The organism is Rhodanobacter glycinis (assembly GCF_006438785.1).
Taxonomy (GTDB): Bacteria; Pseudomonadota; Gammaproteobacteria; order Xanthomonadales; family Rhodanobacteraceae; genus Rhodanobacter; species Rhodanobacter glycinis_A.
This window is the reverse complement of sequence record NZ_RCZB01000003.1, coordinates 501698-528209: the sequence shown is the minus strand read 5'-3', so window position 1 is coordinate 528209 and position 26512 is coordinate 501698. Positions and strand designations below refer to the sequence as shown.

26 protein-coding genes are annotated in these 26512 nt (G+C 65.7%); 11 read left to right on the top strand and 15 right to left on the bottom strand.

Features of this window, described 5'->3' with window-relative positions:
* Positions 1 to 69 precede the first annotated feature (69 nt).
* A complete protein-coding gene (locus tag EAH75_RS12930) occupies positions 70 to 579 on the bottom strand; it encodes a hypothetical protein (RefSeq protein WP_140652045.1) in 510 nt (169 codons plus the stop codon).
* 422 nt (positions 580 to 1001) lie between these two features.
* Here EAH75_RS12930 and EAH75_RS12925 point away from each other — a divergent pair, with 422 nt between their 5' ends.
* The 5 genes from EAH75_RS12925 to EAH75_RS12910 all read left to right on the top strand — a co-directional run bounded on the left by EAH75_RS12925 (position 1002) and on the right by EAH75_RS12910 (position 3041).
* On the top strand, positions 1002 to 1304 hold the full coding sequence (locus EAH75_RS12925) for a DUF1153 domain-containing protein (protein WP_140648592.1): 303 nt from the start codon (positions 1002 to 1004) through the stop codon (positions 1302 to 1304).
* The gene (locus tag EAH75_RS12920; protein WP_140648593.1) at positions 1301 to 1615 is read left to right on the top strand and encodes a DUF1153 domain-containing protein; all 315 of its coding nucleotides are present in this window, start codon (positions 1301 to 1303) and stop codon (positions 1613 to 1615) included. The genes EAH75_RS12925 and EAH75_RS12920 overlap by 4 nt, the downstream gene beginning before the upstream one ends.
* Positions 1615 to 2067 carry a hypothetical protein gene (locus EAH75_RS12915; protein WP_241668943.1) on the top strand — a complete coding sequence of 151 codons (453 nt, stop codon included), beginning with the start codon at positions 1615 to 1617 and terminating at the stop codon, positions 2065 to 2067. Before EAH75_RS12920 ends, EAH75_RS12915 begins: the two co-directional genes overlap by 1 nt.
* Positions 2040 to 2216 (top strand): integrase core domain-containing protein, encoded by a 177-nt coding sequence (locus tag EAH75_RS19945; RefSeq protein WP_241668942.1) that lies wholly within the window; start codon positions 2040 to 2042, stop codon positions 2214 to 2216. The genes EAH75_RS12915 and EAH75_RS19945 overlap by 28 nt, the downstream gene beginning before the upstream one ends.
* A gap of 255 nt (positions 2217 to 2471) precedes the next feature.
* Positions 2472 to 3041: a YdeI/OmpD-associated family protein gene (locus EAH75_RS12910; protein WP_140805726.1), complete on the top strand. Its 570-nt coding sequence runs from the start codon at positions 2472 to 2474 to the stop codon at positions 3039 to 3041.
* Positions 3042 to 3262: 221 nt separating this feature from the next.
* Here the strand turns inward: EAH75_RS12910 and EAH75_RS12905 are convergent, their stop codons facing one another.
* Positions 3263 to 4153, bottom strand: a complete 891-nt coding sequence (locus EAH75_RS12905) for a LysR family transcriptional regulator (RefSeq protein WP_140805724.1) — start codon at positions 4151 to 4153, stop codon at positions 3263 to 3265.
* Between the two features lie 98 nt (positions 4154 to 4251).
* Between EAH75_RS12905 and EAH75_RS12900 the strand changes: the two genes are divergently transcribed.
* Together EAH75_RS12900 and EAH75_RS12895 are read left to right on the top strand one after the other, a co-directional pair.
* Positions 4252 to 5121: an SDR family oxidoreductase gene (locus EAH75_RS12900; RefSeq protein WP_140805722.1), complete on the top strand. Its 870-nt coding sequence runs from the start codon at positions 4252 to 4254 to the stop codon at positions 5119 to 5121.
* Between the two features lie 36 nt (positions 5122 to 5157).
* On the top strand, positions 5158 to 5631 hold the full coding sequence (locus EAH75_RS12895; protein ID WP_140648674.1) for an AtaL-like protein: 474 nt from the start codon (positions 5158 to 5160) through the stop codon (positions 5629 to 5631).
* Positions 5632 to 5701: 70 nt separating this feature from the next.
* Here the strand turns inward: EAH75_RS12895 and EAH75_RS12890 are convergent, their stop codons facing one another.
* On the bottom strand, positions 5702 to 7924 hold the full coding sequence (locus EAH75_RS12890; RefSeq protein ID WP_140805720.1) for a glycoside hydrolase family 20 protein: 2223 nt from the start codon (positions 7922 to 7924) through the stop codon (positions 5702 to 5704).
* A gap of 161 nt (positions 7925 to 8085) precedes the next feature.
* Positions 8086 to 9051 carry a hypothetical protein gene (locus tag EAH75_RS12885; RefSeq protein ID WP_140805718.1) on the bottom strand — a complete coding sequence of 322 codons (966 nt, stop codon included), beginning with the start codon at positions 9049 to 9051 and terminating at the stop codon, positions 8086 to 8088.
* A gap of 228 nt (positions 9052 to 9279) precedes the next feature.
* Here EAH75_RS12885 and EAH75_RS12880 point away from each other — a divergent pair, with 228 nt between their 5' ends.
* Positions 9280 to 9750: a hypothetical protein gene (locus EAH75_RS12880; RefSeq protein ID WP_140648677.1), complete on the top strand. Its 471-nt coding sequence runs from the start codon at positions 9280 to 9282 to the stop codon at positions 9748 to 9750.
* 6 nt (positions 9751 to 9756) lie between these two features.
* Here EAH75_RS12880 and bioC read toward each other — a convergent pair whose 3' ends face one another.
* From bioC to bioB, 5 genes are read right to left on the bottom strand one after another with little or no spacing between them, the layout of a single operon-like run.
* Positions 9757 to 10638 (bottom strand): malonyl-ACP O-methyltransferase BioC, encoded by an 882-nt coding sequence (gene bioC, locus EAH75_RS12875; RefSeq protein ID WP_140648678.1) that lies wholly within the window; start codon positions 10636 to 10638, stop codon positions 9757 to 9759.
* 10 nt (positions 10639 to 10648) lie between these two features.
* A complete protein-coding gene (gene bioH, locus EAH75_RS12870) occupies positions 10649 to 11437 on the bottom strand; it encodes a pimeloyl-ACP methyl ester esterase BioH (protein WP_140805716.1) in 789 nt (262 codons plus the stop codon).
* Positions 11434 to 12210 carry a sulfurtransferase gene (locus tag EAH75_RS12865; RefSeq protein WP_140805714.1) on the bottom strand — a complete coding sequence of 259 codons (777 nt, stop codon included), beginning with the start codon at positions 12208 to 12210 and terminating at the stop codon, positions 11434 to 11436. The genes bioH and EAH75_RS12865 overlap by 4 nt, the downstream gene beginning before the upstream one ends.
* A gap of 28 nt (positions 12211 to 12238) precedes the next feature.
* Positions 12239 to 13477, bottom strand: a complete 1239-nt coding sequence (gene bioF / locus EAH75_RS12860) for an 8-amino-7-oxononanoate synthase (RefSeq protein ID WP_140648681.1) — start codon at positions 13475 to 13477, stop codon at positions 12239 to 12241.
* Positions 13431 to 14474 carry a biotin synthase BioB gene (bioB, locus tag EAH75_RS12855; RefSeq protein ID WP_140648682.1) on the bottom strand — a complete coding sequence of 348 codons (1044 nt, stop codon included), beginning with the start codon at positions 14472 to 14474 and terminating at the stop codon, positions 13431 to 13433. Before bioB ends, bioF begins: the two co-directional genes overlap by 47 nt.
* 152 nt (positions 14475 to 14626) lie before the next feature.
* Between bioB and EAH75_RS12850 the strand changes: the two genes are divergently transcribed.
* Together EAH75_RS12850 and EAH75_RS12845 are read left to right on the top strand one after the other, a co-directional pair.
* On the top strand, positions 14627 to 14833 hold the full coding sequence (locus EAH75_RS12850) for a hypothetical protein (RefSeq protein ID WP_140648683.1): 207 nt from the start codon (positions 14627 to 14629) through the stop codon (positions 14831 to 14833).
* Positions 14834 to 14845: 12 nt separating this feature from the next.
* Positions 14846 to 15574 carry a ComF family protein gene (locus EAH75_RS12845; protein WP_193557764.1) on the top strand — a complete coding sequence of 243 codons (729 nt, stop codon included), beginning with the start codon at positions 14846 to 14848 and terminating at the stop codon, positions 15572 to 15574.
* Here the strand turns inward: EAH75_RS12845 and EAH75_RS12840 are convergent.
* The 3 genes from EAH75_RS12840 to ubiA all read right to left on the bottom strand — a co-directional run bounded on the left by EAH75_RS12840 (position 15555) and on the right by ubiA (position 21028).
* Positions 15555 to 17114, bottom strand: a complete 1560-nt coding sequence (locus EAH75_RS12840; protein WP_140648685.1) for a CehA/McbA family metallohydrolase — start codon at positions 17112 to 17114, stop codon at positions 15555 to 15557. The two genes, EAH75_RS12845 and EAH75_RS12840, sit on opposite strands and share 20 nt — an antisense overlap.
* 158 nt (positions 17115 to 17272) lie before the next feature.
* Positions 17273 to 19804 carry a TonB-dependent receptor gene (locus EAH75_RS12835; RefSeq protein ID WP_170212699.1) on the bottom strand — a complete coding sequence of 844 codons (2532 nt, stop codon included), beginning with the start codon at positions 19802 to 19804 and terminating at the stop codon, positions 17273 to 17275.
* Positions 19805 to 20134: 330 nt separating this feature from the next.
* Complete coding sequence (gene ubiA, locus EAH75_RS12830) at positions 20135 to 21028, bottom strand: 4-hydroxybenzoate octaprenyltransferase (protein ID WP_140805891.1); 894 nt, start codon at positions 21026 to 21028, stop codon at positions 20135 to 20137.
* A gap of 375 nt (positions 21029 to 21403) precedes the next feature.
* Between ubiA and EAH75_RS12825 the strand changes: the two genes are divergently transcribed.
* On the top strand, positions 21404 to 22558 hold the full coding sequence (locus EAH75_RS12825) for a GGDEF domain-containing protein (protein ID WP_241668940.1): 1155 nt from the start codon (positions 21404 to 21406) through the stop codon (positions 22556 to 22558).
* A gap of 8 nt (positions 22559 to 22566) precedes the next feature.
* On the opposite strand, the gene ilvA is transcribed toward EAH75_RS12825, so the two are convergent.
* The 3 genes from ilvA to ilvB form a co-directional block, all read right to left on the bottom strand.
* On the bottom strand, positions 22567 to 24123 hold the full coding sequence (gene ilvA, locus EAH75_RS12820) for a threonine ammonia-lyase, biosynthetic (protein ID WP_140805712.1): 1557 nt from the start codon (positions 24121 to 24123) through the stop codon (positions 22567 to 22569).
* Positions 24120 to 24368 carry an acetolactate synthase small subunit gene (gene ilvN, locus EAH75_RS12815; RefSeq protein ID WP_140648689.1) on the bottom strand — a complete coding sequence of 83 codons (249 nt, stop codon included), beginning with the start codon at positions 24366 to 24368 and terminating at the stop codon, positions 24120 to 24122. The genes ilvA and ilvN overlap by 4 nt, the downstream gene beginning before the upstream one ends.
* Positions 24369 to 24521: 153 nt before the next feature.
* On the bottom strand, positions 24522 to 26378 hold the full coding sequence (gene ilvB, locus EAH75_RS12810) for a biosynthetic-type acetolactate synthase large subunit (protein ID WP_140805710.1): 1857 nt from the start codon (positions 26376 to 26378) through the stop codon (positions 24522 to 24524).
* Positions 26379 to 26512 lie beyond the last annotated feature (134 nt).

Below are 26512 nucleotides of genomic sequence, written 5' to 3'. Positions count from 1 at the left end.
TGGTACGCCCCGCTCCGGTCAGCACTCAAGGTTCGGTTTCGACCCGGAGCCGACTAAATATAGGTCGTCTCAGTTCATCTGGCTGCCGCCTTTTTTGGCTGCAGCGGGCATGTTTATCGAGTAAGTCACGGACGCGATCTTCCATCCGTCATTGGTCAGTACAGTCGACCAGATAATTCGGCCATGACCAATCTTTGCGTAATAGTCCCAGGAGACAGTCCCTACCTCACCATCGGTCTGGATGGATAGATTCTTGATCTGATCAGGAGGGAGCTTGATCTCGCTGTCCGCATCCTCTTTCGCGTTCGAGGACAATGTTCGCGGCACCTGCTGCTTGTTGGTGCTGGAAATCAAGTCATACGACGCAGGAGCAAATGCGCCCACGAAAGGGACAGTTTCGTTCAAAAAGTATCCAAGCAACTCCTTGGAATTCTTTGCGGCAACGGCATGCTGGTACTGGTCAAACAGTTGGTGAAGCTCAATGACGCTCTTTTCAACCGATGGTACGTGGGCGGCGCTCAGCTCGGCCGACGCTGAGAAGACTGCGGCCACTGCGAATGCAGCAAAGATCTTTATCACGGGCGCCCCCCTAGAAGCGGCGAGCACGCCGCAATACGAACGACCACCATGAGAGAAGAGAGTTCCAGATTCAGATGGATATCAAACGTCTGCTTCTGGCCGAAGGCGGACATCTAGTTGAGAAACCGGGGTCGGGTTCGCTTACAGTCGCTGCTTGATTTATCGCGTGGCTGCAAAACACCAGCCACTTGCCCACCTTCGCCACAGCAAGTGACCAGTCTCGCCGCCGAAACTGACCACGGCCAGCGACCACGTTGCCAATTCCTGACATCGAGCCTGACCGCCGCCGCCAGTGGAACCCGGCCAGGCTCGCCTGCAGCGGAAGTCGACCGGCGGACTTCGAAGCGGACACTAGCTCGATATCTGTTGTGTAATGACCCAGTGAATTCCTGCTCAGGTGTTACCTTTCCGAGGAGACACAGATGAGCGCAGTAATGGACGAAGAGATCAAACGCTGGACAGCGCGACGGAAGTCGGCGCTGGTGCTGGAAATTATCCAGGGCAAGACCACGCTATCGGAGGCGAGTCGTCAGTTCGACCTGCCGCCGTCGGAGATCGAGAGCTGGGTCGAGGATGGCAAGCGGGGCATGGAAAACGCCCTTCGTGCCAAGCCCGAGGACGTGCGCGAGCAGTACGAGCGGCAGCTGAAGGATCTGCAAGAAGCCTANTGTAATGACCCAGTGAATTCCTGCTCAGGTGTTACCTTTCCGAGGAGACACAGATGAGCGCAGTAATGGACGAAGAGATCAAACGCTGGACAGCGCGACGGAAGTCGGCGCTGGTGCTGGAAATTATCCAGGGCAAGACCACGCTATCGGAGGCGAGTCGTCAGTTCGACCTGCCGCCGTCGGAGATCGAGAGCTGGGTCGAGGATGGCAAGCGGGGCATGGAAAACGCCCTTCGTGCCAAGCCCGAGGACGTGCGCGAGCAGTACGAGCGGCAGCTGAAGGATCTGCAAGAAGCCTACGGCGAAGCGATGCTGGAGCTGCGCGCGCGAAAAAAATTGGCGTCCCTGTTGGGCAAGGACGAGACCTGATGGTCACGATCCAGCAGGGACTGCGTGAGGACGGGTTTATCGTGTCGATGKTGAAGCTGTGCCGCTGGTTCGGGGTGGCGCGGCGCAGCGTCTACTATCGGCCAACCAAAGCGCCGGCGAAGGTCAAGCCGGCACTGGCTGAACCGATCAAGGCGTTAATCGAAGCGGAGCCATCATTCGGCTACCGCACGGTGGCCGGCCTGTTGCGGATGAACAAGAACACGGTGCAACGGATCTTCCAGCTCCAGGGCTGGCAAGTGCGCAAGCGGGCGGTGGGCAAGCGGCCGCGCATCGAAGCGTTGCCATCGGTAGCGAGCGCACCGGACCAGCGTTGGTCTTTACCAGCCGACACTACACGCGACTGGTACGCAGCTATGGCCTGCGGCAGGAATTCATCACACCACATTGCCCACAGCAGAACGGCATGGTGGAGCGTGTCATCCGCACGTTGAAGGAGCAGTGCGCGCATCGGCATCGCTTCGAAACACAGCAGCACGCGATGCGCGTGATTGGCGACTGGATCCAGTTCTACAACCACCGGCGCCCCCATCAGGCGCTGGGCATGAAGACCCCCGCCGAGGCTTATGCTTTAGCGGCCTGACCTGTGCAGGAAGTGCTGGGTCATTACATCAACGCGCCATCTTGTCGTACCCCAGTGGGGGCAACTACTTTGACGGAATCGTCGACCACCACGATGGCGCACAGTTCGTTCATGGCGCCATCGCATGGCCCGCACTGCAATGGCTGGCAGCATGGCCTGCTGGCGTATCGCTCGAAGGGGCCTGACAATTCCATCAAGCCGAAGCCGCTTCGCGGCACGTTTAAATCCTGGCGCTAAGCCGCACACAGGTATGGCATGAACGACCGCAAGATCACGTTCGCCAGTCAGGAAGACTGGGAAGCATGGCTTGGCTCATATGGAGAGGTTGTCGCTGGCGTCTGGCTGCGCCTGGCTAAAAAAACTGCGGAGCAGCCAACGCTTACTTATGCCCAGGCAGTGGAAGGCGCCCTTTGTCATGGCTGGATAGATGGCCAAAAGCAAGCTGAAAGCGAGCACTATTGGCTTCAGCGGTTCACCCCCAGGACTGCAAAAAGCCTCTGGTCGAAGATCAACAAGGCAAAGGCCGAGGCGTTGATTTCGGCCGGAAGGATGCAACCCACCGGGCTTCGCGAAGTCGATCGTGCCAAGCAGGATGGACGCTGGGATGCCGCCTATTCATCCGCAAGCACATCGACGGTGCCTGACGATCTGCAGCAGGCTCTCGACATGAATCCGAAGGCGAAGCAGTTCTTTGCGACCCTCGATAGCCAAAACCGGTACGCCATTCTTTTCAGGGTTCAGCATGTGAAACGAGCTGAAACGCGTGCACGGAAGATCTCCCAGTTCATCGACATGCTGAGTCGTGGCGAAAAAATTCATCCATAAACGTAAGCCGGCCCAACAAGGCCAGCCCACCCATAGGCCGTCGTTGAAGTTGTCGTCGCCGATCACGCCGTCGACCAGTTGCGTGGCGGTGCCGGCGTAGTGCGGATCGGGCGCGGTGAGGTAGGTGACCGGTTTGCCCGGCGCCTTGTTGTCGGCCGATCAAAGGGGACCGAAGGTGTACGTCCAGGTGAGATGAGTGCCGGGCTGCAAGATGACGATCCTCAGCCTTTGATGTAAGCGGCCAGCTCTTCGGGCTGTCCCAGCGGAAAGGCCTCTTTCAGGAATTCCAGGAAGGCCGAGACGCGCGAGCTCAGCAAGCGGCGCGAAGGATAGAGCGTCCAGATCTCTATCGGCGGGCCCTTGCCATCGCCCCAGCACACAAGCGTCCCTGCATGCAGGTCGCTGGCCACCAGTGAGAGAGGAAGCATGGCTGCACCTATCCCGGTGCGCACCGCATCGCGGATCATGATGAGTGAAGCCAGTCGCAGGATCGGGTCAATGGATACACGGACATCACCCTCTTCGGTCCGCAGGTCCCAGCCTGACTGATTGCTGGATACGCGCACCACCGCCGGCACCGGTGCATCTGCCACCGGCCTTGGCAAATCAGGACGGGCTACCGCCACCAGGCGATCGCGAAGCAGGATGCGCCCGACCAGATTTTCGTTGGGATCAGGATTGACCCGGATCACCAGGTCATACCCTTCTTCCACCATGTCCACACCCCGATCTTCGGTCGTAATTTCCAGGCGCACTTCTGGATAACGCAGCGCGAACTCGGCCGACAGTTTGCCCAAGGCGGTCTGGGAGAACAGCAACGGTGCGCTGACGCGCAGCCTGCCGCGGGGCTTGTCGCCTCCCGAAGCGATCGCGGTAGCCGCTTCGGCCACCTCGGTGAGCAAGCTTTCGGTGCGCTCGAACAAGGCTCGGCCCTCCTGGGTCAGCTTCAGGGCGTGGGAGCCACGTTCGAACAGACGCACCCCCAGGCTGGCCTCCAGGTCCGTTACCCGCCGTGACAACGTGGCCTTGGGCCGGTCAGCCGCCCTGGCCGCCCGGCCGAAGCCGCCATGGCGTGCCACCAGGTTGAAGTCAGCCAAAGCCAGCAAGTCCATGTGTTCCACCAGCGAGACAGGTGGTCCAAGTATATGGGCTATCGGCTCAGCAGCGAATCATCAACCATAGGGCCTCCAAACCAACCCGGAGCAGTCCCATGACCATTCTCGTAACTGGCGCCACCGGCAATGTCGGCCGGCACGTCATCCAGCAACTCACCCAGCGTGGCGCCAAGGTGCGCGCCCTGGTCCGCGATCCAGCCGCTGCCAACCTGCCCGATGGGGTGGAGGTCGTCCAGGGCGACCTGCTCGATGTCGATGCCTTGCGCCGTGCCTTCCAGGGCATCTCCACGCTTTTTCTGCTCAACGCGGTGGTGGCCGATGAGTTCACCCAGGCGCTGATCACCCTCAACGTGGCGCGCGAAGCCGGCGTCAAGCGGGTCGTCTACCTCTCGGTCATCCACAGCGACCACTATGTGAACGTGCCGCACTTCGCGGGCAAGTTTGGCGTGGAGCGCATGATTGAGCAGATGGGTTTCAACGCTACCATCCTGCGGCCGGCCTACTTCATGAACAACGACGTGACGATCAAGGACGTGGTGCTGGGGCACGGCGTGTATCCCATGCCCATCGGCAGCAAGGGGCTTGCCATGATCGATGCACGCGATATCGGCGAGATCGCGGCCATCGAGCTGCTCAACCGCGACCAGGCACCGGATGGCAGCGCGCTGACCCGCATGAACCTGGTCGGCCCGGACACGCTGACCGGCACGCAAGTGGCAGCCATCTGGACGGAAGCCCTCAACCGCACGATTGCCTACGGCGGCGATGACACGGCCGGCTTCGAGCAGAACCTGCGCCAGTTCATGCCTGCGTGGATGGCCTACGACATGCGCCAGATGGCCGAGCGCTTTCTCACCGACGGCATGGTTCCCGAGACCGGCAACGTCGAGCAACTGAGCCGGCTGCTGGGTCGTCCCTTGCGCTCCTATCGCGACTTCGCCGCAGAAATCGCGGCTGCCGTCTGACGCGGCCTCCACTTCACCCTGCTCAAGGAACCCATCATGATTTACTCAACTGCCACGCTGCCGGTAAATGCTCCCGGCCAGACTCGGCTGACCCGCGCCCAGGTGTGGGAAGGATTGGGTCAAAAGGCCCGTGACGCGAAACTCTTCTTCCCGCCCGATGAGTGCACTCGCTGCGAGATCGTCGAAGAGAGCGACTCGCACTGGCTGCGCGAGGCGACCATCCTGGGCGACGACGTTACCGAGATCATCACCTTCGACGCAGAAACGAAGATCACCTTCTTCCAGGTGACGAGCCCGCGAGAGGGCGTGATCATCAACGAACTCTTCGAGGACGAGAACGGCGATCTGCAACTCCGCTTCTATTGCTATCTGGGTCTGCGTGGCAAGGCAGCCCATGGCCCCGAGGAACAGGCCGCCCAGGCGTGGATGGACAGCGACCAAGGGTTCAAGGCTGCAATTCAGTCGACGCTGAAGCGCATCCGTGAGCTGCTGGATGAGGGAAAGGTCTGATGGGCTGAGCGCCCACGGCTCCCTGCGCCTGGGCCATCATCACCGCGCCAGCGAAAGCCATTCGCGAGTTTCACTGCACCAGGATCTCGTCGGTGAACAGGAACGCCGGCTTCCCCGCGCCCTCGTGGCCCACGGGAAGCAGACCGTAGTTCTGCGCGGTGACGCGCAGGTAGCGGGCGGTCACCGGCGTGGCGGCGTCGAAGCGCACGGTGCGGACCATCACGCGAAGATCCATCGGCTGGACGTCAATCGGCGTGGACTGCAGCGTGCGCCAGCTCTTGCCGTCATCCGACACGGCGAAGGTGACGAGCCTGGGAAGCAGCGCCCAGGAACCGCTTTGCTGCAGGAAGCGCACCTGGATGCTGTGGAACGGTGTAGCAGGCAGCAGGTCGATGGTGGCGGCGAGGTCGCTGCCGCGCCAGCCGACCCACAAGCCGTCGTTGTAGTCGTCGCTGCTGCCAATGACGCCGTCGACCAGCTGGGTTGCAGTGCCGGCGTAGTGCGCATCGGGAGCGGTGAGATAAGTCACCGGTTTGCCGAGCGCCTTGTTGTCCACCATCGGGAACATCCGGCTGGTCAGATAAGGCACGCCATGACGATAAGGCGTGACCTTGAGCGTGGCCGCGGTATAGCGATCCAGCACGTCGCCGAACGTGGGCGACTGGGCATTCGGTTCGCTGCCGTCGGTCGTGTAGTGCAGCGCGATGTCGTCGAAGCCGCGCGCGGCGCGCAGGCGCCAGCGGTGTTGTACCGGGTTGTAGTCGAGCTTGTAATCGACCAGGTCGCGGTCTTCCGGGCCGTAGGCAATGTGCTGCGCGTCCAGCCACGGGTACTGCGCGCGCAGTCGCCGCTGGAAATCGGCGTAGTCGTGGACGTCGGGGTTCCACAGGCGTTCGGCCAGCGCGAGCACGCGCGGATACAGCATCGCTTCCAGATTGCGCGGGGTGACGTATTCGCTCCACAGCGGCGCCTCGGCGCCGAGCACCTGGTCCTGGTGTCCCGCAAAAGCCGGCGATGCAAACGGATTGATGCGGTAGATGTCCTGCGTGGTGAGCTCTTCGATCGGCGTGTCCAGGTAGAACGGCCCGGCGACGATCAGCCGGTTGCCGTTGGCCAGTGCCTTGGCCGCCTCGGCATCGCCGCGCCACATTTCCACCACCGCGTTGCGGTCGGCGCCGCCTTCGAGGATCTCGTCCCAGCCGACCAGGGTCTTGCCGCGCGCTTCGAGGTCGCGCTGGATGCGCTGGACGAACCAGCTCTGCAGCGCCTCGACGTCGGCCAAGTGTTCGTCATGCATGCGCTGCTGCGACGACGTGCTCTGCGTCCACTGCTGCTTGGGCACCTCGTCGCCGCCAATGTGGATGTACGGCGCGGGGAACAGCGCGGCTACTTCGTCGAGCACGTCGTGCAGGAAGGCGAAGGTCGCCTCGTCGCCGGCGCAATAAATGTCGGTAAAGACGCCCCAGGTGGCGGGCACCACGATCGGCTGCTTCGGACAGGACAGCGACGGATAGGCGACGACCGCTGCCGAGGCGTGTCCCGGCATCTCGATCTCCGGCACCACCATCACGTTGCGCTGGCGCGCGTACTCGACCACGTCGCGGATGTCCTGCTGCGTGTAGAAGCCGCCGCTGCGACTGCCGTCGGCCTCGGTGCGCCACGCGCCGACGCTGGTGAGCTTGGGGTACTTGCGTATCTCGATGCGCCAGCCCTGGTCGTCGGTCAGATGCCAGTGCAGCACGTTGAGCTTGTAGCGCGAGAGCAGGTCGATCTGCTGCTTGACCAGCGCCACCGGGATGAAGTGCCGTGCCGCGTCCAGCATCACGCCGCGCCAGGCGTAGCGCGGTGCGTCGTCGATGTGCACGGCGGGGATGGCGAGCGTGGTGGCGTGATGCCCGGGCGGCAGCAGCTGCCACAGCGTCTGCACGCCCCAGAACAGGCCGCGATCGTCGGCCGCCGCGATCACGACGCGCTGCGGCGTCACGGTCAGCCGGTAGGCCTCCTCGCCTTGCACGGAAGGGTCGATGCGCAGTTGGATGCGCGGCTGTCTGGTGGCGGCGCCTATCCGCAGCGCGATGCCGCTGTCCTCACGGATGCGATCGCGCAGGAAGGCGGCGATTTCCTGCGCGCGTCGTCCGGCCGGCGCATCGATGCGCACGTTGCGGTCCAACACGAAGCTGCCGTGGCCTGCCTCGATCCGGCTCGGCTGCGGGATGAGCGCCGCTTGCGCTTGCGCTGCCTGGGCGAACAGCGGGAATGCAAGGAGCATCAGGACAACGAGATGTCTGGGCATGGCCGATGTTCCTGGAGGATGCGGCTGTTCGTACGATGGAAACGATGCTCGGGCGAGGCTTCGAATAATTCAAGCAACCAGGCCCCAATCAATACAGCAAAGCCGTCGGCCTATTCGCGAGCAATGTTTGTCCTGCGCCTTTCGCAGCGACGCCAAGCCACTCAATCCGACAGTTCCAACACGCATGCGTCGGCACCGTAGCTGCGGCAACACACCGGGAAGATCGACATGCTGCCCGGCGCGATGGCAGGTCCCAGCAAACCCTCCAGGAAGCCGCCGAAGAAGCTGCAGCCGGAATGCCCATCCTGGGCGCACAGCGGGCTGTCGTGGATGTGCAGCTGGGTGCCCTGCTGATCGACTTCGACCAGCGCGTGCAATGCAGGTACGCCGATGCGTTCGATCGCTTCGCGCAGGTCGAGGCCATCATCCAGCAGGTATTCGCTCCGGAATACCCAGCTCCCCGTGCGCTTGCCTGCCAGCGCCAGCGATGACTCGCGCGCCGCCTCGGCCACGGACTGCTGCAGTGCCAGCAGCTGCGGCACGATCTTCGGGTAGTCGTATTCCAGCGCGCGCAGCACTTTTTCGACGGCTGGCTCGTCCGGTCCCAGTGGAACCAAGTCGACGAACGGTGTCGCGGCCACGGCGGCGGGCGCCGCTGCGGGTGGTCGCGGTGTGGGCTGGATGAATTCGAAGTCCGGCTCCGCGGCTGGTGCTTGCCGCGGTTCCGGCGCGTCGGGCGACGCGCTTGCGGCGGCCTTTGTCGGAGTGTCTGTCGGCGATGTCGCGGACGCGGTGACGGGCGGCGGTGCGGGCGCAGCCACGGGTGGTGCCGGCGGCGGCGTGTACGCCATCCGCGGCAGCGACGCTGCGAAATGCGGCTTCGGCTCGCCGTCGACAAAGGGGAACATCTGGAAGCTGATGAAGCGCTCGTACGCGCCCAGTGCGGCTTCCAGTGCTTTCCTTCCACGCGACGGGCCGCGCACGACCATCGTCAGCAGAATCCCGTGGTGGTCCTGCACCAGCCGTTGCCGCTGCAGGGTGAATCCGTGGGCCATCACGAACCGGCCGACTTCGATCAGCAGGCCTTCCCGAGTTGGCGAGAGGCCCTGGATTTCCAGCTCGATCATCAGTCTCCTGCAGGCAAGGCCGGTGGAACACCATGATGTGGGAGACGCCCGTTGCCGCGCGCAGGCCATGACCTGCAGCGGAGGACGTCCGCGATGTGCGGGAATTCTATGGTGAATCGGGTTGCGTGGGCAGCATCGTTGCCGGGGTCAATGGCGGCGCATGCGCGGCGTCATGGCATGCCGACGGTGAAGGACGTATCGTCAGCGCTCCCCAACCTCAGGCAACCCATGGACGCACCGAAGTCCTTCCCCCACGCGGGCTTCCTCAGCCAGCTGGAGTCGCTTGGTGCATCTGTCTGCGTCGGCGCACGGCCGCCGTTGCCGGCGCCGCTGGCACGTGTGCTGATGGCCGTGGACGAAACCGGCCAGCTGGCGACGGCGTCATTGATCCAGCTGCTGCAGGCGCGACAGGCCGTGTGGCAGGCATCGTTCGATACGGGCGTGGTGGCTGATGAGCTGCGTCGTTACCAGAAGTTCGCCCGGCCGGGTCAGCCATCGCCGCATATCGTTCAACTACGGCAGCAGCAGGCAGCGGCCCGGCGGGCGTCCAGCCAGTCGAAGCAGTCATTCATCACGGCGGCCGCCGCGTTTGTTCGTGACGCGGGCATCGCGGTGCCGCCGCGGGTGGGGCTGGAGGTGTTCATCACCGGCTGGATCGATGCCAACGTGCCGAAGATCTTCGTTGCCGCGACGGAATGAACCCCGCTATTTGCGTCGCGATCCGCGCAGGCTGTCGATCGAGAAGCTGGCGATCTCGCCGCCGTCGGAACCCCGCCGCGGCTGGCCGACAGGCGGACCCCAGGCATGCGCGGTGACGACTTCCCACGTTGCCGGAATGCGCTCGTCCACGCGCATCGCCTCGTAGGCGGCGAGCATGCGCTGGTAGCGTGACTTGCCGGTGAGGCCGCGTTCGCGCGCGCGGTCGGCGTTGGTGGCGCCCAGACCCTGCAGCTCTTCGAGCAGCTTGCGCGGTTCGCTGTAGGTCAGCGTGTAGCGGAACACGTCCAGCACCGGATCGCGCAGGCCGGCGTTGAGCATGGCGTCGCCGACGTCGTGCATGTCGAGGAAGCGGCTGACGTGCGGCTGCTGGTCGGCCTCGGCCCAGGCGGCGCGCAGCTCTTTCAAGGTGTCCGGGCCGAACGTCGAGAACGCCAGCAGGCCGCCCGGCTTCAGCACGCGCACGCATTCACCGAACAGCCCGGGCAGGTCGTCGATCCACTGGAAGCACAGGTTGGAATGCAGCACGTCCACGCTGTGGTCGGCCAGCGGCAGTGATGTCGCTTCGGCGCAGATGCGGATGAACGGTTTCAGCCAGCTGCTGTGCTGCTTCGCCGTGCGCAGCATCGGCAGCGCCAGATCGACGGCGATTACTTCGGCCTTCGCATAGCGTTGCTTGAGCAACGCGCTGCCGCGGCCGGTGCCGGCGCCCACGTCGATCACGCGCTGCGGTGTCTGCGTATAGAAGTCCAGACGCTCGAGCAGGGCCGCCTGCACTTCACGTTGCAACACGTCATGTTGTTCGTAGCTTTTGGCGGCGCGGCCGAAGTGACGGCGCACCAGCTGTTGATCGAGGTGGAACGTATCCATCAGGTCGGGCTCATCGTAGCGGGCTCATCGCGTGGGTGGATGCCAGCAAGGGTTGCAGTGCTTGCACGACCGCGTCGGCATGGCCGAAGAACGGTGCGTGACCGGCCTGCTGAATTTCGGCATGGCTGCCGTCGCACTGACTGGCCGACCACTGCATGGCCTGCGGCGGTACCAGCCGGTCGCGTCGGCCGCTGATCCACGCGCTCGGCACACGGAGGTCGGGCAACGCGGCGCGGCGATCGGCGTTTTCGAGGATACGGATGCCTTCCTGCAACACGCGCAGATCCGGTTCGCCGCGGGCAAACACCAGCGTGCGCAGATGGCGCAGTTCGGCACGTGGATCGGCACTGCCCATCGCCTCCAGCGCGAGGAAGCGCTCGATGGTGGCGTGATAATCGGTTTCCAGGTCGGTGGCGAGCTGATGCACCAGCTTGCCGTCGGCGCCGAACGACCAGCCGGCGTCGCGCACGAACTTCGGTGTGGCGCACAGCATCGCCAGGCCACGCACCTGCTGCGGCATCTCCAGCGCGGCGGTCAGCGCGACGATCCCACCCAGCGACCAGCCGAGCCAGATTGCCGGTGGCGTGATCCTGGCAATCGCCGCGGCACACGCGTGCGGTTCCAGCGGCAGCCCGCAATCGCGCGAGTAGCCATGGCCGGGCAGGTCGACCACGTACATCGTGCAGTGTTCTTCCAGCGCCTCGACCAGCGGCGCCAGTACGCCGCCGTGCATCGCCCAGCCGTGCAGCAGCACCATCGGCACCGGGCCGTGGCCACGCGTCTCCATGTACAGGCTCATGCGCCGGAATCCTTGTCCCTGGCGCGTGGTGCGGGCATCGGGATGCCGGCCGGCGTCAGCGCGCTGTCCACCGCAACGCGTCCGTCGAACACGAAACAATCGCCGTGCCAGTGCGTGCCGTCAGTCTGTTCCAGATATTTCAGGATGCCGCCTTCGAGCTGGTAGACGTGCGGCATGCCGAGATCCTGCATGTGCAGCGCGGCCTTCTCGCAGCGAATGCCGCCGGTGCAGTACGACACGATGGTCTTGCCCTCGTAGCGCGCGCGGTCGGCGGCGATCGCGGCGGGAAACTCGGTGAAGCTGGCGATGTGGTAATCCACCGCCTGCGGGAACTTGCCCACGTCGACTTCGTAGTCGTTGCGTGTATCCAGCAACACGACTTCGCGACCGTCGTCATCGTGGCCCTGATCCAGCCAGCGCTGCAGCGTGGGTGCGTCCACCGCCGGTGCGCGACCTCCTTCGGGCCGAATCGTCGGCAGCCGCATGGTGATGATTTCCTGCTTCAGGCGCACCCGCATGCGGCCGAACGGCACCTCGTCGGACAGCGACTCCTTCGGCTCGATATCGGCGAAGCGCGGATCCCCATGCAGCACGGTCATGAAGCCGTCGATGGCTGCGCGGCTGCCGACGAGGAACAGGTTGATGCCTTCCGGTGCCAGCAGGATCGTGCCCTTCAGCGCCAGCGACTCGCAGCGTTCGCGCAGCCGATCGCGCAGCGCGGGCAGGTCGTCCAGGCTGATGAACTTGTAGGCGGAGATGTTGACGATCGACATGCGGGAGAATCGGCGGAGCAGGCGGCGATTATACGTGGTCGCCCGGCGTGGCCTGGTGTGCTGTCGGCAGACGCAGTGTTTCCAGCGCTCCCAGCAAGCGGTCGACATGGGCTTCCTCGTGCGCCGCGGACAGCGTGATGCGCAAGCGCGCCTGGCCCGGCGGCACGGTGGGTGGGCGGATCGCGCTGACCAGCAGCCCGTGCCGCTCCAGCGCCTGCGCCGCAGCCAGCGCCGCATCGGCACTGCCCAGCAGCAATGGCTGGATCGCGCTGGCGGATACGGCCAGTGGCAGGCCCAGTTCAGTGGCGCCGCGGCGGAAGCGCGCTATCAGTGCGAACAGCTTCTCGCGACGCCACCCCTCGACCTGCGCCAACTGCACCGCCTCCAGTGCGGCGGCGGCCAGCGCCGGCGGCATCGCGGTGGTGTAGATGTAGGGACGTGCGAACTGGATCAGGCCCTCGATCAGCGCGGCCGGGCCGGCCACGAAGGCGCCCATGCAGCCGAGCGCCTTGCCCAGTGTGGCCATCAGCAACGGTACTTCATGCTGGCCGAGGTCGGCGGCGCTAACGCTGCCGGCACCATGCTCGCCGAGCACGCCGAGACCGTGCGCATCATCGACCAGCAAGGTGGCGCGCTCACGGGCACACAAGGCCGCCAGTTCACGCAGCGGCGCGACATCGCCATCCATGCTGAACACGCCATCGGTGGCCAGCAATGCGGCGGCATCGGGGCTGGCGGCCAGTTGTCGCGTGGCAGCTTCAACGTCCGCATGCGGATAGCGCTTCAGTTCGGCGCCGCTGAGTTTCGCGCCATCGAGCAGGCAGGCGTGGTTGAGCTTGTCCTGCACGCAGATATCGCCGCGCGCCAGCAACGCCTGCAGCACGCCGAGGTTGGCCATGTAGCCGGTGGAGAACAGCAGCGCGCGTTCGCGCCCGGTCCACACCGCCAGCGCTTCCTCCAGTTCGGCATGTTCGGCGCGGTGGCCGCAGATCAGATGGGCCGAGGTGCTGCCCACGCCGTGTTCCCTGGCGGCGCGAGTGAGCGCGGCGACCAGCTGCGGATGCTGCGCCAGTCCCAGGTAGTCGTTGCTGCAGAACGACAGCAGGCGCCCGTTGCCGACGTCGAGCCACGGCCCGTCGGCGCGATCGATCGTGCGCAGCCGGCGCAACAGGTGATCGCCGGAACGTTTGGCCGTCTGGACGGCCAGGCGTTCGAGCAGGTCAGGCCGCGGCGCTGCAACCACAGCCTTGCCCACAGCCAGCCGCATCCGTTTCGAGGATATCCGCATGCACGGTGCTGCTTTCCTCGACCACTTGCAGCGGATGCAGGTCGAGCCGGCGGAACAGCGCGCGATCGTGTTCCACGTCGGGGTTGCCGGTGGTCAACAGCTTTTCGCCGTAGAAGATCGAGTTGGCACCGGCGAAGAAGCACAGCGCCTGCACCGCATCGTCCATCTGCTGGCGGCCGGCCGACAGCCGCACCATCGAGGCCGGCATCAGCAGTCGCGCCACCGCGATCGTGCGCACGAACTCGAATGGATCCAGCGCCTCGATGCCATTGAGCGGCGTGCCTTCGACCTGCACCAGCTGGTTGATCGGCACCGACTGCGGGTGCTCCGGCAGCGTGGCCAGCGTCTGCAACAGACCGGCGCGCTGGTCGCGCGATTCGCCCATGCCGACGATGCCGCCGCAGCAGGTCTTCATGCCGGCGTGGCGCACGTGCTCCAGCGTGTCGAGTCGATCCTGGTACTGGCGGGTATGGATCACTTCGCCGTAGAACTCCGGTGCGGTGTCGAGGTTGTGGTTGTAGTAATCGAGCCCGGCGGACTTCAAGGTGTCGGCCTGCGCGCCGCTCAGCATGCCCAGCGTGGCGCAGGTTTCCAGGCCGAGGCCCTTCACCGCGCGGACGATCTCGGCCACCTTCAGCACGTCGCGATCCTTCGGCCCGCGCCACGCCGCGCCCATGCAGAAGCGGCTGGCGCCGGCATCCTTCGCCGCCTGCGCGCGTTCCAGCACCGCCTCCACGCTCATCAGCTTTTGCGCCTGCACGCCGGTGTCGTAGCGCGCCGCCTGCGGGCAGTAGGCGCAGTCCTCGGGGCAGCCGCCGGTCTTGATCGACAGCAGGGTGGATACCTGCACCGCGTTCGGATCGTGATGTTCGCGATGCACCGAGTGCGCGCGATGCAGCAGCTCGTTGAACGGCAACGCGAACAGGGCAGCCACTTCGGCGCGGGTCCAGTCGTGGCGGGTGGCAGTGTCGGGCATGGAACGGCAACTCCGGTGCATGAAGCGCGAGAGTGTGGAAGTCGCTCAGGGTAGTGTCAACTCGATGTGTTGATATCAAGTTGACGAAGGCGGAAACGCAGCCTAACCATTACCATCGCCCCATCGACGACGGCGACATGGAGCAGACCAGCATGAGTGAAGGACAAGGCAGCAGCGGCAACGTGCTCGCGGCCATCTGCAGTTTCTTTATCCCGGGACTCGGCCAGCTGGTGCAGGGGCGACTGCTGATGGCGATCGTCATGTTCGTGCTGGCCGCCGTGCTGTGGATCGTGCTGCTGGGCTGGTTGATCCACCTGTGGTCGATCCTCGACGCTGCGCTGTACAAGCCGCGGCCCTGAGCGGAGATGCGCATGGATGCGCTGATGACATCGTGGCGCCGGTTGCGGCATTTCGTGCTGCCCTGGCGCTGCCTGCTGTGCGGCGCCGCCGGCACCGAGGGTCTCGACCTGTGTGCCGATTGCGCGGCCGAGCTGCCGCGCAACCGCAGTTGCTGCGCGCGCTGCGCCTTGCCGCTGGCGACACCGGCAGCGTGCTGCGGCGAGTGCCAGCGCCGCACGCCGCCGTGGGAAGCGGCGTGGGCACCGTTCCGCTATGGCTGGCCGCTGGATCGCCTGGAAGCGCGCTACAAGTTCGGCGCCGACCTGGCCGCCGGCCGCGTGCTGTCGACGCTGTGGCGATGCGAGCCTTGTCCGGTCGAACTGCCGCAGTTGCTGCTGACGGTGCCCTTGCATCGCAGCCGGCTGCGCCAGCGTGGTTACAACCAGGCCTTGGAGCTCGCCCGTCCGCTGGCGCGCGAACTTGCGTTGCCGCTGCGCCAGGATGCGCTGCAACGCGTTCGCCGGACCGCCGCGCAAACCGAGCTCGATGCGCGCGGCCGCCGCCGCAACATGCGTGGCGCGTTTGTCCTTGGTGCGGACGTCGCGCTGCCCGCGCACGTAGCGATCCTCGACGATGTGATGACCACCGGTGCCACCCTGGCCGAATGCGCTCGCGTGGTTCGGCGCGCCGGCGTGCAGCGGGTGGATGTGTGGGCGCTGGCGCGCGCACCGTCGCCGCGGGTCAGTGGCCCGGGAGATTGAGATAGACCGGATTGCCGATCAGCAACGGCTTGCCGCTGGGGTCGCGGACTTCCACCCGCAGCCGGTGCGGTCGACCATCGCTGTTCCAATCGAAGCCGATGCGCTGGTCGGCGCCGTCGATGGCGGCATCGACCGCGGATGCGAAGGGTTGGCCGTCGAGCAGCACTTGCAGACGCGCCGCCGGCACATGGACGACATGCGCCTCGAAGTGCACGCGCACGCCGGCGGCGGCACGCAGGATCTCGCCCATCACGGCCCGCTGCTGGCCGCTGCTTGCGGCGAGTTCAAGCAGGCGGTCGCGGCTGCCTTCCACGTCGACGAACACATGGCCGGCGCGGATGCCGGCCAGGATCGCCGGCATCGACAGCTGCGCGGCATGCACCACCGTGGTCGGCCGGCCGATCAGGCTGGAGCCGGGCCGCGCCACGGTCAGTGAGGCATCGTGGTTGTCGCTGCCGCCGATGCCGGTGAGCCGGTAGCCGCGGGCCAGCTGCTGCTCCCAGAACGGCATGCCGGAGAGCGGCGTGCCGGCATCGCCATCGTTGACGATCTCGACGGCCTGCACTCCGGCCATGTCTATCGGTGGCTTGGCCGTCCAGCCGCAGCCCATGCAGCTCTCGCCGCTGGGTCGGATCGCGTGATTGATCGAGAGCAGTCCATGCAGCGGCGCGATCTGCTTCAACAAGGCGTTCCAGTCCTTCACCTGGCGGCCGTCGATGCGGAAATCCACCGGCGCGGTGCTGCCGAACAGGTTGGCATGGCCGCTGAAGGTGGTGATCTCACGGCCGGGGATCAATAACATGCGGTCAAAATACGGCTGCAGCTCGCGCATCGCGTTCGCCTGCGACACCGTGTTGTGGTCGGTGATCGCGATGAAATCCAGGCCCTGCTTCACCGCCGCCTCGACGGTGAGAAATAGCGGGCAGGGAACGCGCTGTCCGTTCTGGCTGGGGCAACTGCCGTCGCTGTGCGCGGTGTGCATGTGCAGGTCGCCCCGGTACCATCCGGCTTCGCGGCGCAGCGGCGGGTTCAGCACGGCCGGTTCCCATGCCGGGTCATCTGGACGGCCAAACCACAGCTTCGCGGTGTAGCGCGAACGGCTGCCCTTGCGGATATTCGGGACGCCGAGCAGCAAGCTCCAGCGGCCTGCCCGGATCGCTCCTGGCAGGAACGATGGCGTGGCATCGGTGGCGGAAACGGTGAACAGCTTCTTCGATCCGCCGCTCCAGCCGCGAAAGCCGTCCTGGCCGTGGAAGCCGTCCGGCCCGAGCAGGCCCAGATCGATCGTGGTGTGCTCGTCATCATGCCCGCTGTAGTCGAACTGCACGGTGATCCGGCTGCTGCCGGCGGGCACGTCGAACGGGAGCGTGCGATAGGTCTGGTTGTCCGTGCCGTCCAGTTCGCCGTGCAGCACGAGATCGGGTTGCTCGTGCCCGGCGGGGTGGTCGGTGGCCTGGACGACGCCGCACAGCAGCATCAGGCCAGCCAGCAGCAAGCCGGCGAACAAGTGAACCAAGCGATGGCGCAGACAAGGATTCATGGCGGACTTCCGGGAGTGGAGACATGGCGGGCGCAGATTGCAGCGCGCGCTGGCGGCGTTCGGCAGCTGCACGCAGCTGCCGAAACGCGCGATCGGGGTTCGAGGTAGTCGACGGAAATGTATTGAGCAGCGCTGGCGAACGCCGTCTCCCCGCACGCTCAGAACCGGTACATAACGGCGGCGCGGTAGGCGCGGCCCAGCAGCGGACGGGCGATGAAGGTGTTCGCCCCCGCATCGGCACTCTGCAGCTCGCCGGCGCGCGGGTTGCCCTCGGTCAGGCCCAGCGAGTTGGTGAGGTTGTCGGCGTACAGGAACAGCGAGAACGCCGGCGAGACGTCGTAGCGCGCGCTGGCGCTGACCACCTTGTAGGCCGGCAGCCGCACCGAGTTGGCGGTGTCGACGAAACGCGCACCCTCGTGCTCGTAGGCCAGCTGCAGGCGCAGCTTGCCGCCCAGCAGGTTCAGCCCGGGCACCACGCGGTAGCTCGTCTTCGGCACGCGGATCAGCTGGTTGCCGGTGTAGTTAATGAGCACCGGGCCGGTGCTGCTCTTGTCGGTGTAGCTCAGGCCCTTGTACTGCGGGTCCTCCCAGGTGGCGGTGACCTGCACGTCGAACCAGTCCACCGGGTACCAGGTGCTTTCCAGCTCGATGCCGGTGGTCTTGGTGGTGGCGTAGCCCTGCTGCGCGGTCGAGGTGCCGTTGTTGGGGTCGAACACGTAGTTGTTGAAGCCGACGTTGTCGTACTTGGTGTAGAACGCGGTGGCGTACAAATCGAGCGAGCGGTTGGAGAACTTGTAGCCGGCCTCGCCCAGCTTCATGGTCTGGATGATCGGCGTGGCCGTGGGACTGGTGATGTAGCTGCTCAGGTTGGGCAGGCGGAACGCCGAGGTCCAGCGCGCGAACACGCCGGAGCGCTCGGAGAACTGGTAGTTCGTGCCCAGCGTCCAGCCCAGCTTGTGGAAGTTGTGGTCGTAGGAGACGGTCTGGCCGGTGCCGGTCTGGATCGACGAGGTGGGCAGCGTGCCCTGGTTCAGCGTCTGCTTCTGCTCGACCCAGCCCTGGGTGTTGACATGCTCCCAGCGCACGCCGCCATCGATGCGCAGGGCATCGGTGACCTGCCACTCGTCGGACAGGTAGAGCGCGTTCGTCGCCGAGCTGCCGTTGGCGTTTTCCCACTCGTAGCCGTAGTGGTAGATGCCGTTGTCGGTGAGCGTGCCCAGCGGGTTGCCGGCGGCGTCCACCGCGACCAGGTCGAGCAGCTTCGCCCTGTCCTGCACGTCGAGCAGCGCGGTGGAGGAATAGCGGCTGAAGCCCTGGTTGAAGTGGGCGTAGTAGTAGCCCAGTGAAATGTCGTGGGTCTGCCCGCCGAGGTCGAACTTGCGCAGCAGCCGGGTATCGTTGATGAACTCCTGCGGCGGCATGGTGACGCCGCGCAGGCCGCCGATCACCATCAGTCCGTTGCCGTTCTGGTTCTTGTTGTCGAACACCTGCGAGGGGTTGTTCGCATAGCGCAGCTGCACGCCGGCGGTGCCGGCCGGCAGGTACGGCTGCCACGCGGCGAGGTTCGCCGCCGAGCCCAGGAAGCTGTCGGCGCTCATCAGCGTATTGGGGAACATGCCGTTGCGCTGGGTCTTGGTGTCGTCGTAGCGCATCGACTCGGCCAGCTTCCAGTCCGCACCGAGGTCGTAGTCGAATTTCAGCGTCAGCTGGTCGCGCTTCACGTGCGTGCCCTCGCTGTTGTCGAAGTCGTACAGGCTGCTGTCGCCTTGCTTCATCATCGCGTGCTCGGTCTCCGGCCCGGCCAGGGTGCCGAAGTTGCCGTCGAAGCCGGGCACCGCCTTGATCTTGCCGTTCGGGTCGGTGCGCATCGGGATGCCCAGGAACAGCGCGACCTTGTCGTCCATGTGCTTGTAGTCGACGCTGAAGCGGCCGTGCTCGAAATCCTTCGACAGGTTCAGGCGGATCTGGCCGCCCTTGTTGGCGTCGAAACCGGGATCGCGGATACCGTTGTCCTGGCGATAGAAACCGCCCACGCCGAGCTTCCAGCCATTGCCGACCGGGGTGCCGTACCAGAAGTCGGCGCGGTTCAGCCCGTAGTCGCCGACGGTGTATTTGAACAGGCCGTCCGGCGTGTCGCCGACCCGGCGCGGGATGAAGTTGATCGCGCCGGCCGGCGCGTTCGAATAGAACACCGACGAGGGGCCGCCACGCACCACTTCGATCCGCTCGATCGTCTCGTCCAGGCGGAACGCCTGATCGGCGTTGAGGTAACCCAGCGCCGGGTCGTGCTGCACCGGGATGCCGTCCTCGAGCAGGGTCACCGAGCCGAAGCCGTCGACCGGGATGCCGCGCGCGCGGATATTGCCACTGGCCTCGCCGCCGGAAGCCTCGACCCAGAAGCCGGGCACCGACTTCATCGCTTCGGTGACCGAGGTCGGCGCCTGCATGCGCAGCCGATCCTCGTCGATGGTGGTGATCGAATAGCTGGTCTCGGCCTTGGTGCGCGTCTCCACGCCGGAACGGGCGGTGACGACGACGCTGTTGAGCGTCTTGGCCTTTTCGATGGCGGGCGTGGTAGTGCCTGGTTCGGCAGCAGCGCTGTCCTGGGCGTGTGCGGAGAGAGCGAAGCCAAGTGTCAGGCTGCCGAGCAGAGCCGTGCCGATGGAACGGCTGATAAGGGAAGTACGCAAGTTGAATGCTCCGGGGGATGGGGAGATCGCGGAGCCGTGCGGGAAGTACGTACGAAATGACGCCGGCGCCTTCCAGCTGGAATGATCGGCATCGTCGGCGCAGGTTTCGTACAGAAGCGTCCCTGCCTGTGGATTTCCGATTTCCGTCACAGGCTCTAGCGAACATGCAGCCTAAGGTCGCCTTGTGACAGTTAGGTAGGCCGTGGCATGACAAGGCTGAAATTTAGACGTCTAAACCACGCATCATGGCAAGCAGATCGTCATGTGAGGATCGCAGCCGCGCACCTGCAAATCGCAAGATGGGTTGCCTCGCCGCGCAACGCGATTTTCTCAGCGCAACGCCAGCGCCAGCACAATGCCGATCCACACTGCCAGGCCGAGCCAGTTGTTGTGGCGGAATGCGGCGAGACAGGCGCCGCGCAGCCGGTCGCGGATCAGCCAGTGCTGATAGCCGAACAATCCGGCAGCCACCAGCAGGCCGAGCCAGTACGGCCAGCCCAGCGCGGCGCGCTGGCCGACGAACAGCATGGTCAGCAGGAACGTGCCCATCAGCACGCCGAGGATCGGAAGATCGGCGTCGCCGAACAGCACGGCAGTGGATTTCGCGCCGGCCTTGATGTCGTCCTCGCGGTCGACCATCGCGTATTCGGTGTCGTACACCACCGACCAGATGATGTTGCCGATGAACAGCAGCCAGCCCACCGGCGGCACGGTGTTCATCACCGCGGCAAACGCCATCGGGATCGACCATCCGAACGCGGCGCCGAGCACCACCTGCGGCATGTAGGTATAGCGTTTGGTGAACGGATACAGCGCCGCCAGCGCGGCGCCGGCGAACGACAGCTCAATGGTCAGCCGGTTGGTGAACAGCACCAGCACGAACGCGAACACCAGTAACGCGGCGAACACGATCAATGCTTCGCGCGGGGTCACCCGGCCGCTGGCGATCGGCCGTCCGGCGGTGCGCGCCACCAGTGGATCAAGCTTGCGGTCGGCGTAGTCGTTGATGGCGCAGCCGGCCGCGCGCATCGCGAACACGCCCACGGTGAAGATGATCAACGGCTTCCACGGCGGGAAATCACCGGCGGCCAGCCACAGCGCCCACCAGGTCGGCCACAGCAGCAGCAATGCACCGATCGGACGATCCATGCGGGTCAGCACCAGATAATCCAGCGCCTTTTCGCGATGGCGCGCCGGCAGCTTGCGCAAAAGCCAGGCCAGCACCCGGGTGGCGCGGGTGGAGCTGTCTGCCGGTCCGGCCGGGTTCTTGCCGGAGGGCTTCGATGCACCGGGTCGTGGACGCGTGGCGGGCGAGGGAGCGGGCTTGCGCGGTTGGCGTTTACGCGAGGAAGTGGCCATTGGCCAAGTTTAGCGTGAGTGGCTGCAGCCGATGGCGTGCCCGCCGATGCCATCGCGATAGCGTCGATCACGACACGTTCCCGGGCACCCGCAGCGCCTCGGCGGCGGGTTTCTCGGAGCTATCCGCCCAGTGCGCGCTAAAGCCCGGCGCGTGGCGGCCGATACGCTGGCAGGACTTCCCAATTGGGTAGCCCCTGCATGGGGCGTCGACGGCAAGTGTCGACGCCACCCGGAATCCCGATGGTCAAGTCCGAAATCACCCAGCGTGACTGCCCCACACCACTGCACACCGAACCTGGTGCACCAGTGGCTGGCGCCGTGCCGGTGCTGCGTGTGCCGCCTTCGACCAGTGCCGCCGGCATGCTGGCGCATTCGCGCCTGCTCGATTCGGTGGCCGCGTTCACCCATCACCGTGACATCGATGCGCTCGATCACAGCCTGGTGCTGTCACTGGCCGAACTGGCCTTGGCGCGCAGCGTGTCGCTGGCCAAACGCGCGGCTGGCGGTTGCGGCGAACTGGAGAGCGTGGTGCATTGCACGCCCGATGCGCAGGGTCACTACCAGCTGCAGGTGATCGAGCCGGATCAGGCCGATCCTGCGCTGGCCTCGATGCGCCAGTGCATCGAGCGGCCCGAGGTGCTTGCCGAAATCATTGGCCCGGGCATGCACCGACTGGTGGCGCCGATTCTCTGCGAAGGCCGCGCGATCGGCGCCTTGCAGCTCGACAGCGAAGTGCCGCCCAGCGCCAGCCGGTCGCTGGTGGAAGGCTTTGCACGCATCTACGCCAATTACACCGCGCTGCTCAACGAGAGCGAGCGCGACAAGCTGACTGGCCTGTACAACCGGCGCACGTTCGAACGTCACCTGCAGCGACTGCTGAGCCGGCATGACAGCCCGGCCCGTGCCGATGAACTCGCGGTCGACCGCCGCGGTGCTGCCGCGCCGGTGCAGGTGTGGCTGGCGATCCTCGACATCGACCACTTCAAGCGGATCAACGACAGCTATGGGCACATCTACGGTGACGAGGTGATCCTGTTGCTGGCGCAGCAGATGCGTGCCAGCTTCCGTCAGGGCGACGTGCTGTTCCGCTTCGGCGGTGAAGAGTTCGTGGTGCTGCTGAGTGCGAGCGACGAGTCAACCGTGCATGCGGCGCTGGAGCGCTTTCGCCGACGGGTTGCCGCGCAGGTTTTTCCGCAGGTCGAGCACGTCACCGTCAGCATCGGCTATGCGCGCATCGGCGACAGCGATTATCCGGCCACGGTGCTGGACCGCGCCGACAAGGCGCTGTACTTCGCCAAGAAAAACGGCCGCGACCGCACCCACGGCTACGAGAGCCTGGCCGCCCAGGGTCTGCTGGCCCAGGCGATGGCGCCCGGCAGCATCGACCTGTTCTGAGCGGCTTCTCAACCCTGCAACAACAGCCGATAGGCGGGGTGCCCGCTTTCATCGACATGCGGATAACCCAGCGTTTCGAGGAAGCGCTGGAACAGCGCTCGCTCGTGCGGCGGCACCTGGATGCCGACCAGGATGCGGCCGTAGTCGGCGCCATGACTGCGGTAGTGGAACAGGCTGATGTTCCAGTCCGGATGCAGCTGGTCGAGAAAGCGCACCAGCGCGCCGGGACGCTCGGGAAACTCGAAGCGATACAGCACTTCGTGCCGGGCCAGTGGCGAACGGCCGCCGATCATGTGCCGCAGGTGCAACTTGGCCAGCTCGTCGTCGGTGAGGTCGAGCACGTCGAACTGCTGCGCGCGGAAGGCTCCCGCCAGTGCTTCGCGCTCGGCGCGGTCGGCGATCTGTATGCCCACGAAGATATGTGCCGAGCGGGCATCGCCGATGCGGTAGTTGAACTCGGTGATGCCGTGCTTGCCTAGCGCGGCGCAGAAGCGGCGGAAGCTGCCGCGTTCTTCCGGGATGGTCACGGCGAACACCGCCTCGCGCTGCTCGCCGACCTCGGCGCGTTCGGCGACGAAGCGCAGGCGGTCGAAATTCATGTTGGCGCCGGAGACGATCGCCACCAGCGCGCCGGCACCGGTGCCGTGTGTGGCGACGTACTGCTTCAACCCGGCCAGCGCCAGCGCGCCAGACGGCTCCGGCACACTGCGAGTTTCCTGGTAGATGTCGCGGATCGCCGCACAGATCGCGTCGGTGTCCACCCGCAGCATCGCGTCCACATGCCGGCGACATAGCTCAAACGTCAGCGCGCCGACCTGCTTCACCGCGGTGCCGTCGGCGAACAGGCCGACCTCGTCCAGCACGATGCGAGCGTCGGCCTCGAGCGAGCTTGCCATCGCGTCCGAGTCCGCGGCCTGCACGCCGATCACCTGCACCTCCGGTCGCAGCGCCTTGATGCACGCCGCCACGCCCGCGAGCAACCCGCCGCCGCCGACCGGTACGAACACCGCCTGCAGCGGACCCGGATGCTGGCGCAGGATTTCCAGCGCGATGGTGCCCTGGCCGGCGATCACTGCCAGATCGTCGAACGGGTGCACGAACACCGCGCCGTGCCCGGCCTGCAGCTGCGCGGCGGCGGCTTGCGCATCGCTGTACGAATCCCCGGCCAGCACCACGTCGACCATCGCACCGCCGAAGCGTCGCACCGCGTCCACCTTCAGCTGCGGCGCGGTGACCGGCATCACGATGGTGGCGTGGATGCCCAGCTTCGCCGCGGCCAGCGCCACGCCCTGCGCATGATTGCCGGCGGAGGCGGCGACCACTCCGCGCGCGCGTTGCGCAGCGTCCAGCTGCACCATGCAGTTGTAGGCGCCGCGCAGCTTGAACGAGAACACCGGTTGCTGATCCTCGCGCTTGAACAGTACGCGCTGGCCCAGCCGCGCACTCAGCAGCGGTGCCGATTCCAGCGCCGATTCACGTGCCACCTCGTAGACGCGCGCGGCATGTATCTGCGCCAGCAAGTCGATCGCCACCGGTTCATCGTCAGCGACGGCGAGTGCACTCATGCGGCCAGTGCCGTCGCCGGATGTGCGACCTGCAGTACATCGACCAGCTTGCGGGTCTGCTGCAGGATCTGGCTGAGGGAGGCATCGTCGCATTGCAGGCTCAGGGTCAGCCGCGACACCGCCGGGTCGTGCGTCGCCGCCACCGTCAGCGTGTCGATGTTGTAGCCGCGCGCGGCGAACAGCCCGGCCACGCGCACCAGCGCGCCGGCTTCGTTCTGCAACAGGATGGACAGGGTGTGGTTCATGGCGGGACTCCAGAGGTGAATCCCTCTCCCTTCGGGAGAGGGTGCCGACAGGCGGGTGAGGGTTCAGGCGGAGCGAGGCGCCAAGGCTCGCCCGTACCCTCATCCGGCCCTTTGGGCCACCTTCTCCCTAAGGGAGAAGGGAAAGTCAAAAGCTCAGAACATGTGGGACGGTGAGTCCTCGTGCGCGACCGGCGCCGCCCGAGAGGGAATGAAGTCGCCGGTGATCATCTGCGCGTAACTGGCGCCGGGTCCGACCATCGGATACACGCCGGCATCCGGATCGATCATCACTTCGAGGAAGGCCGGACCTTCGAACGCGAGGAACGCGGCGATCGTCGCCTCCAGCTCCTCCGTGCGCTCCAGCCGCTGAGCCCATGCAAATCCGTCGGCCTGTGCGGCGAGCACGAAGTCCTTCTTGTGCAGGCTCTTGTCGGAGGCGGCGAAACGTCCCTTGAAGTACAGCTTCTGCCACTGCCGCACCATGCCGTCGCCGACGTTGTTGAGCACGACCACCTTCACCGGCAGGTTGTAGGTGGTGACGGTTTCCAGCTCGCCGATGTTCATGCGGATGCTGGCGTCGCCATCGATGTCGATGACCAGCTTGTCGGGATGCGCAAACTGCGCGCCGATCGCCGCCGGCAGACCGAAGCCCATCGTGCCCATCGAGCCGGAGGTGAGCCAATGCCGCGGCGCGCGGAAGTCGAAGTACTGCGCCGCCCACATCTGGTGCTGGCCGACGCCGGTGCTGACAATCGCGCGGCCCTGCGTGTGCCGGTTGATCGCTTCCAGCACGGCGTACGGCTGGACCAGCGCACTGGCGCGGTCATAGTTCATCGCGTGCGCGCGCTTCAGTTCGGCCACGCGCGCATGCCACGCGGTCAGCTGCGGATGCAGGCCGTGCGCGCGACCATAGGCGGTCAACCGATCCAGCGCGCGGGTGAGCGGGCCGACGTGATGCCAGTCGACGGCTTTCACCTTGCCGATCTCGGACGGGTCGATGTCGACCTGGGCGATGAACTTCGCACGCGGGGCGAACTTGTCCGGCACGCCGGCCACGCGGTCATCGAAGCGCGCGCCCAGCGCCAGCACGAAGTCGCAATCCTCCACCGCGTAATTCGCATACGCGGTGCCGTGCATGCCGAGCAGGTGCAGCGCCAGCGGGTCGGTGCTGTCGAATCCGCCCAGGCCCATCAAGGTGGTGGTCACCGGCAGGCCGAATGCGTCGACGAACGCGCGCAGCGCGTCCGCCGCCTCGGCCGCGATCACGCCGCCGCCGGCGTAGATCAGCGGGCGCTGCGCCCGCATCAGCGCGGTGAACAACGCAGCGCAGTCGGTGTCGCTCAGCGTCGCCTGTTCCACCGTGCGCAATCGCGTGCGGTAACCACTCAGGGCCAGCTCGCCGCTGCCGCGCCAGGCGAGTGCGGTGTTCTGCACGTCCTTGGGCACGTCCACCACCACCGGACCGGGCCGGCCGCTGCGGGCGAGCGTGAACGCGGTGCGCATGGTCGCTTCGAGCTGCGCCGCATCGGTGACCAGGAACACGTGTTTGGCACAGGCACCCATGATGTTGCTGATCGGCGCCTCCTGGAACGCGTCGCTGCCGATCGCCGCGGTGCCGACCTGGCCGCAGATCACCACCAGCGGGATCGAGTCGGCCATCGAGTCGCGCACCGGCGTGACCATGTTGGTGGCGCCGGGGCCGGAGGTGACTACCGCCACGCCGACCTTGCCGGACGCGCGCGCATAGCCGGCGGCCATGAAACCTGCGCCCTGTTCGTTGGCCGGTACGATCAGCGGCATCGCCTCGCCACCATTGGCGCGCGGATGTTCGGCGTTGTAGCGGAACACCGCGTCGTATACCGGCAGGATCGCGCCGCCGGAATAGCCGAACATCACCTCGACGCCTTCGCCGGCGAATACCTGCACGATCACCTCGGCGCCGCTCATGGCCTGGCCGGCGAGCGGATGCCGGTCTGTCGCGGTTTCGGCTTTCAGTGGTTGCGCATTCACAAAATAAATTCCCAGAGGATTCGATGCTGTGCTTCCTCCCCAGCAAAGCAGGGGAGGTTTGGAGAGGGGCGCTGTTGCTCGAAAGTCAAAAGCGGCATCCCCTCCCGACCTCTCCCGCGTTGCAGGGGGAGGGG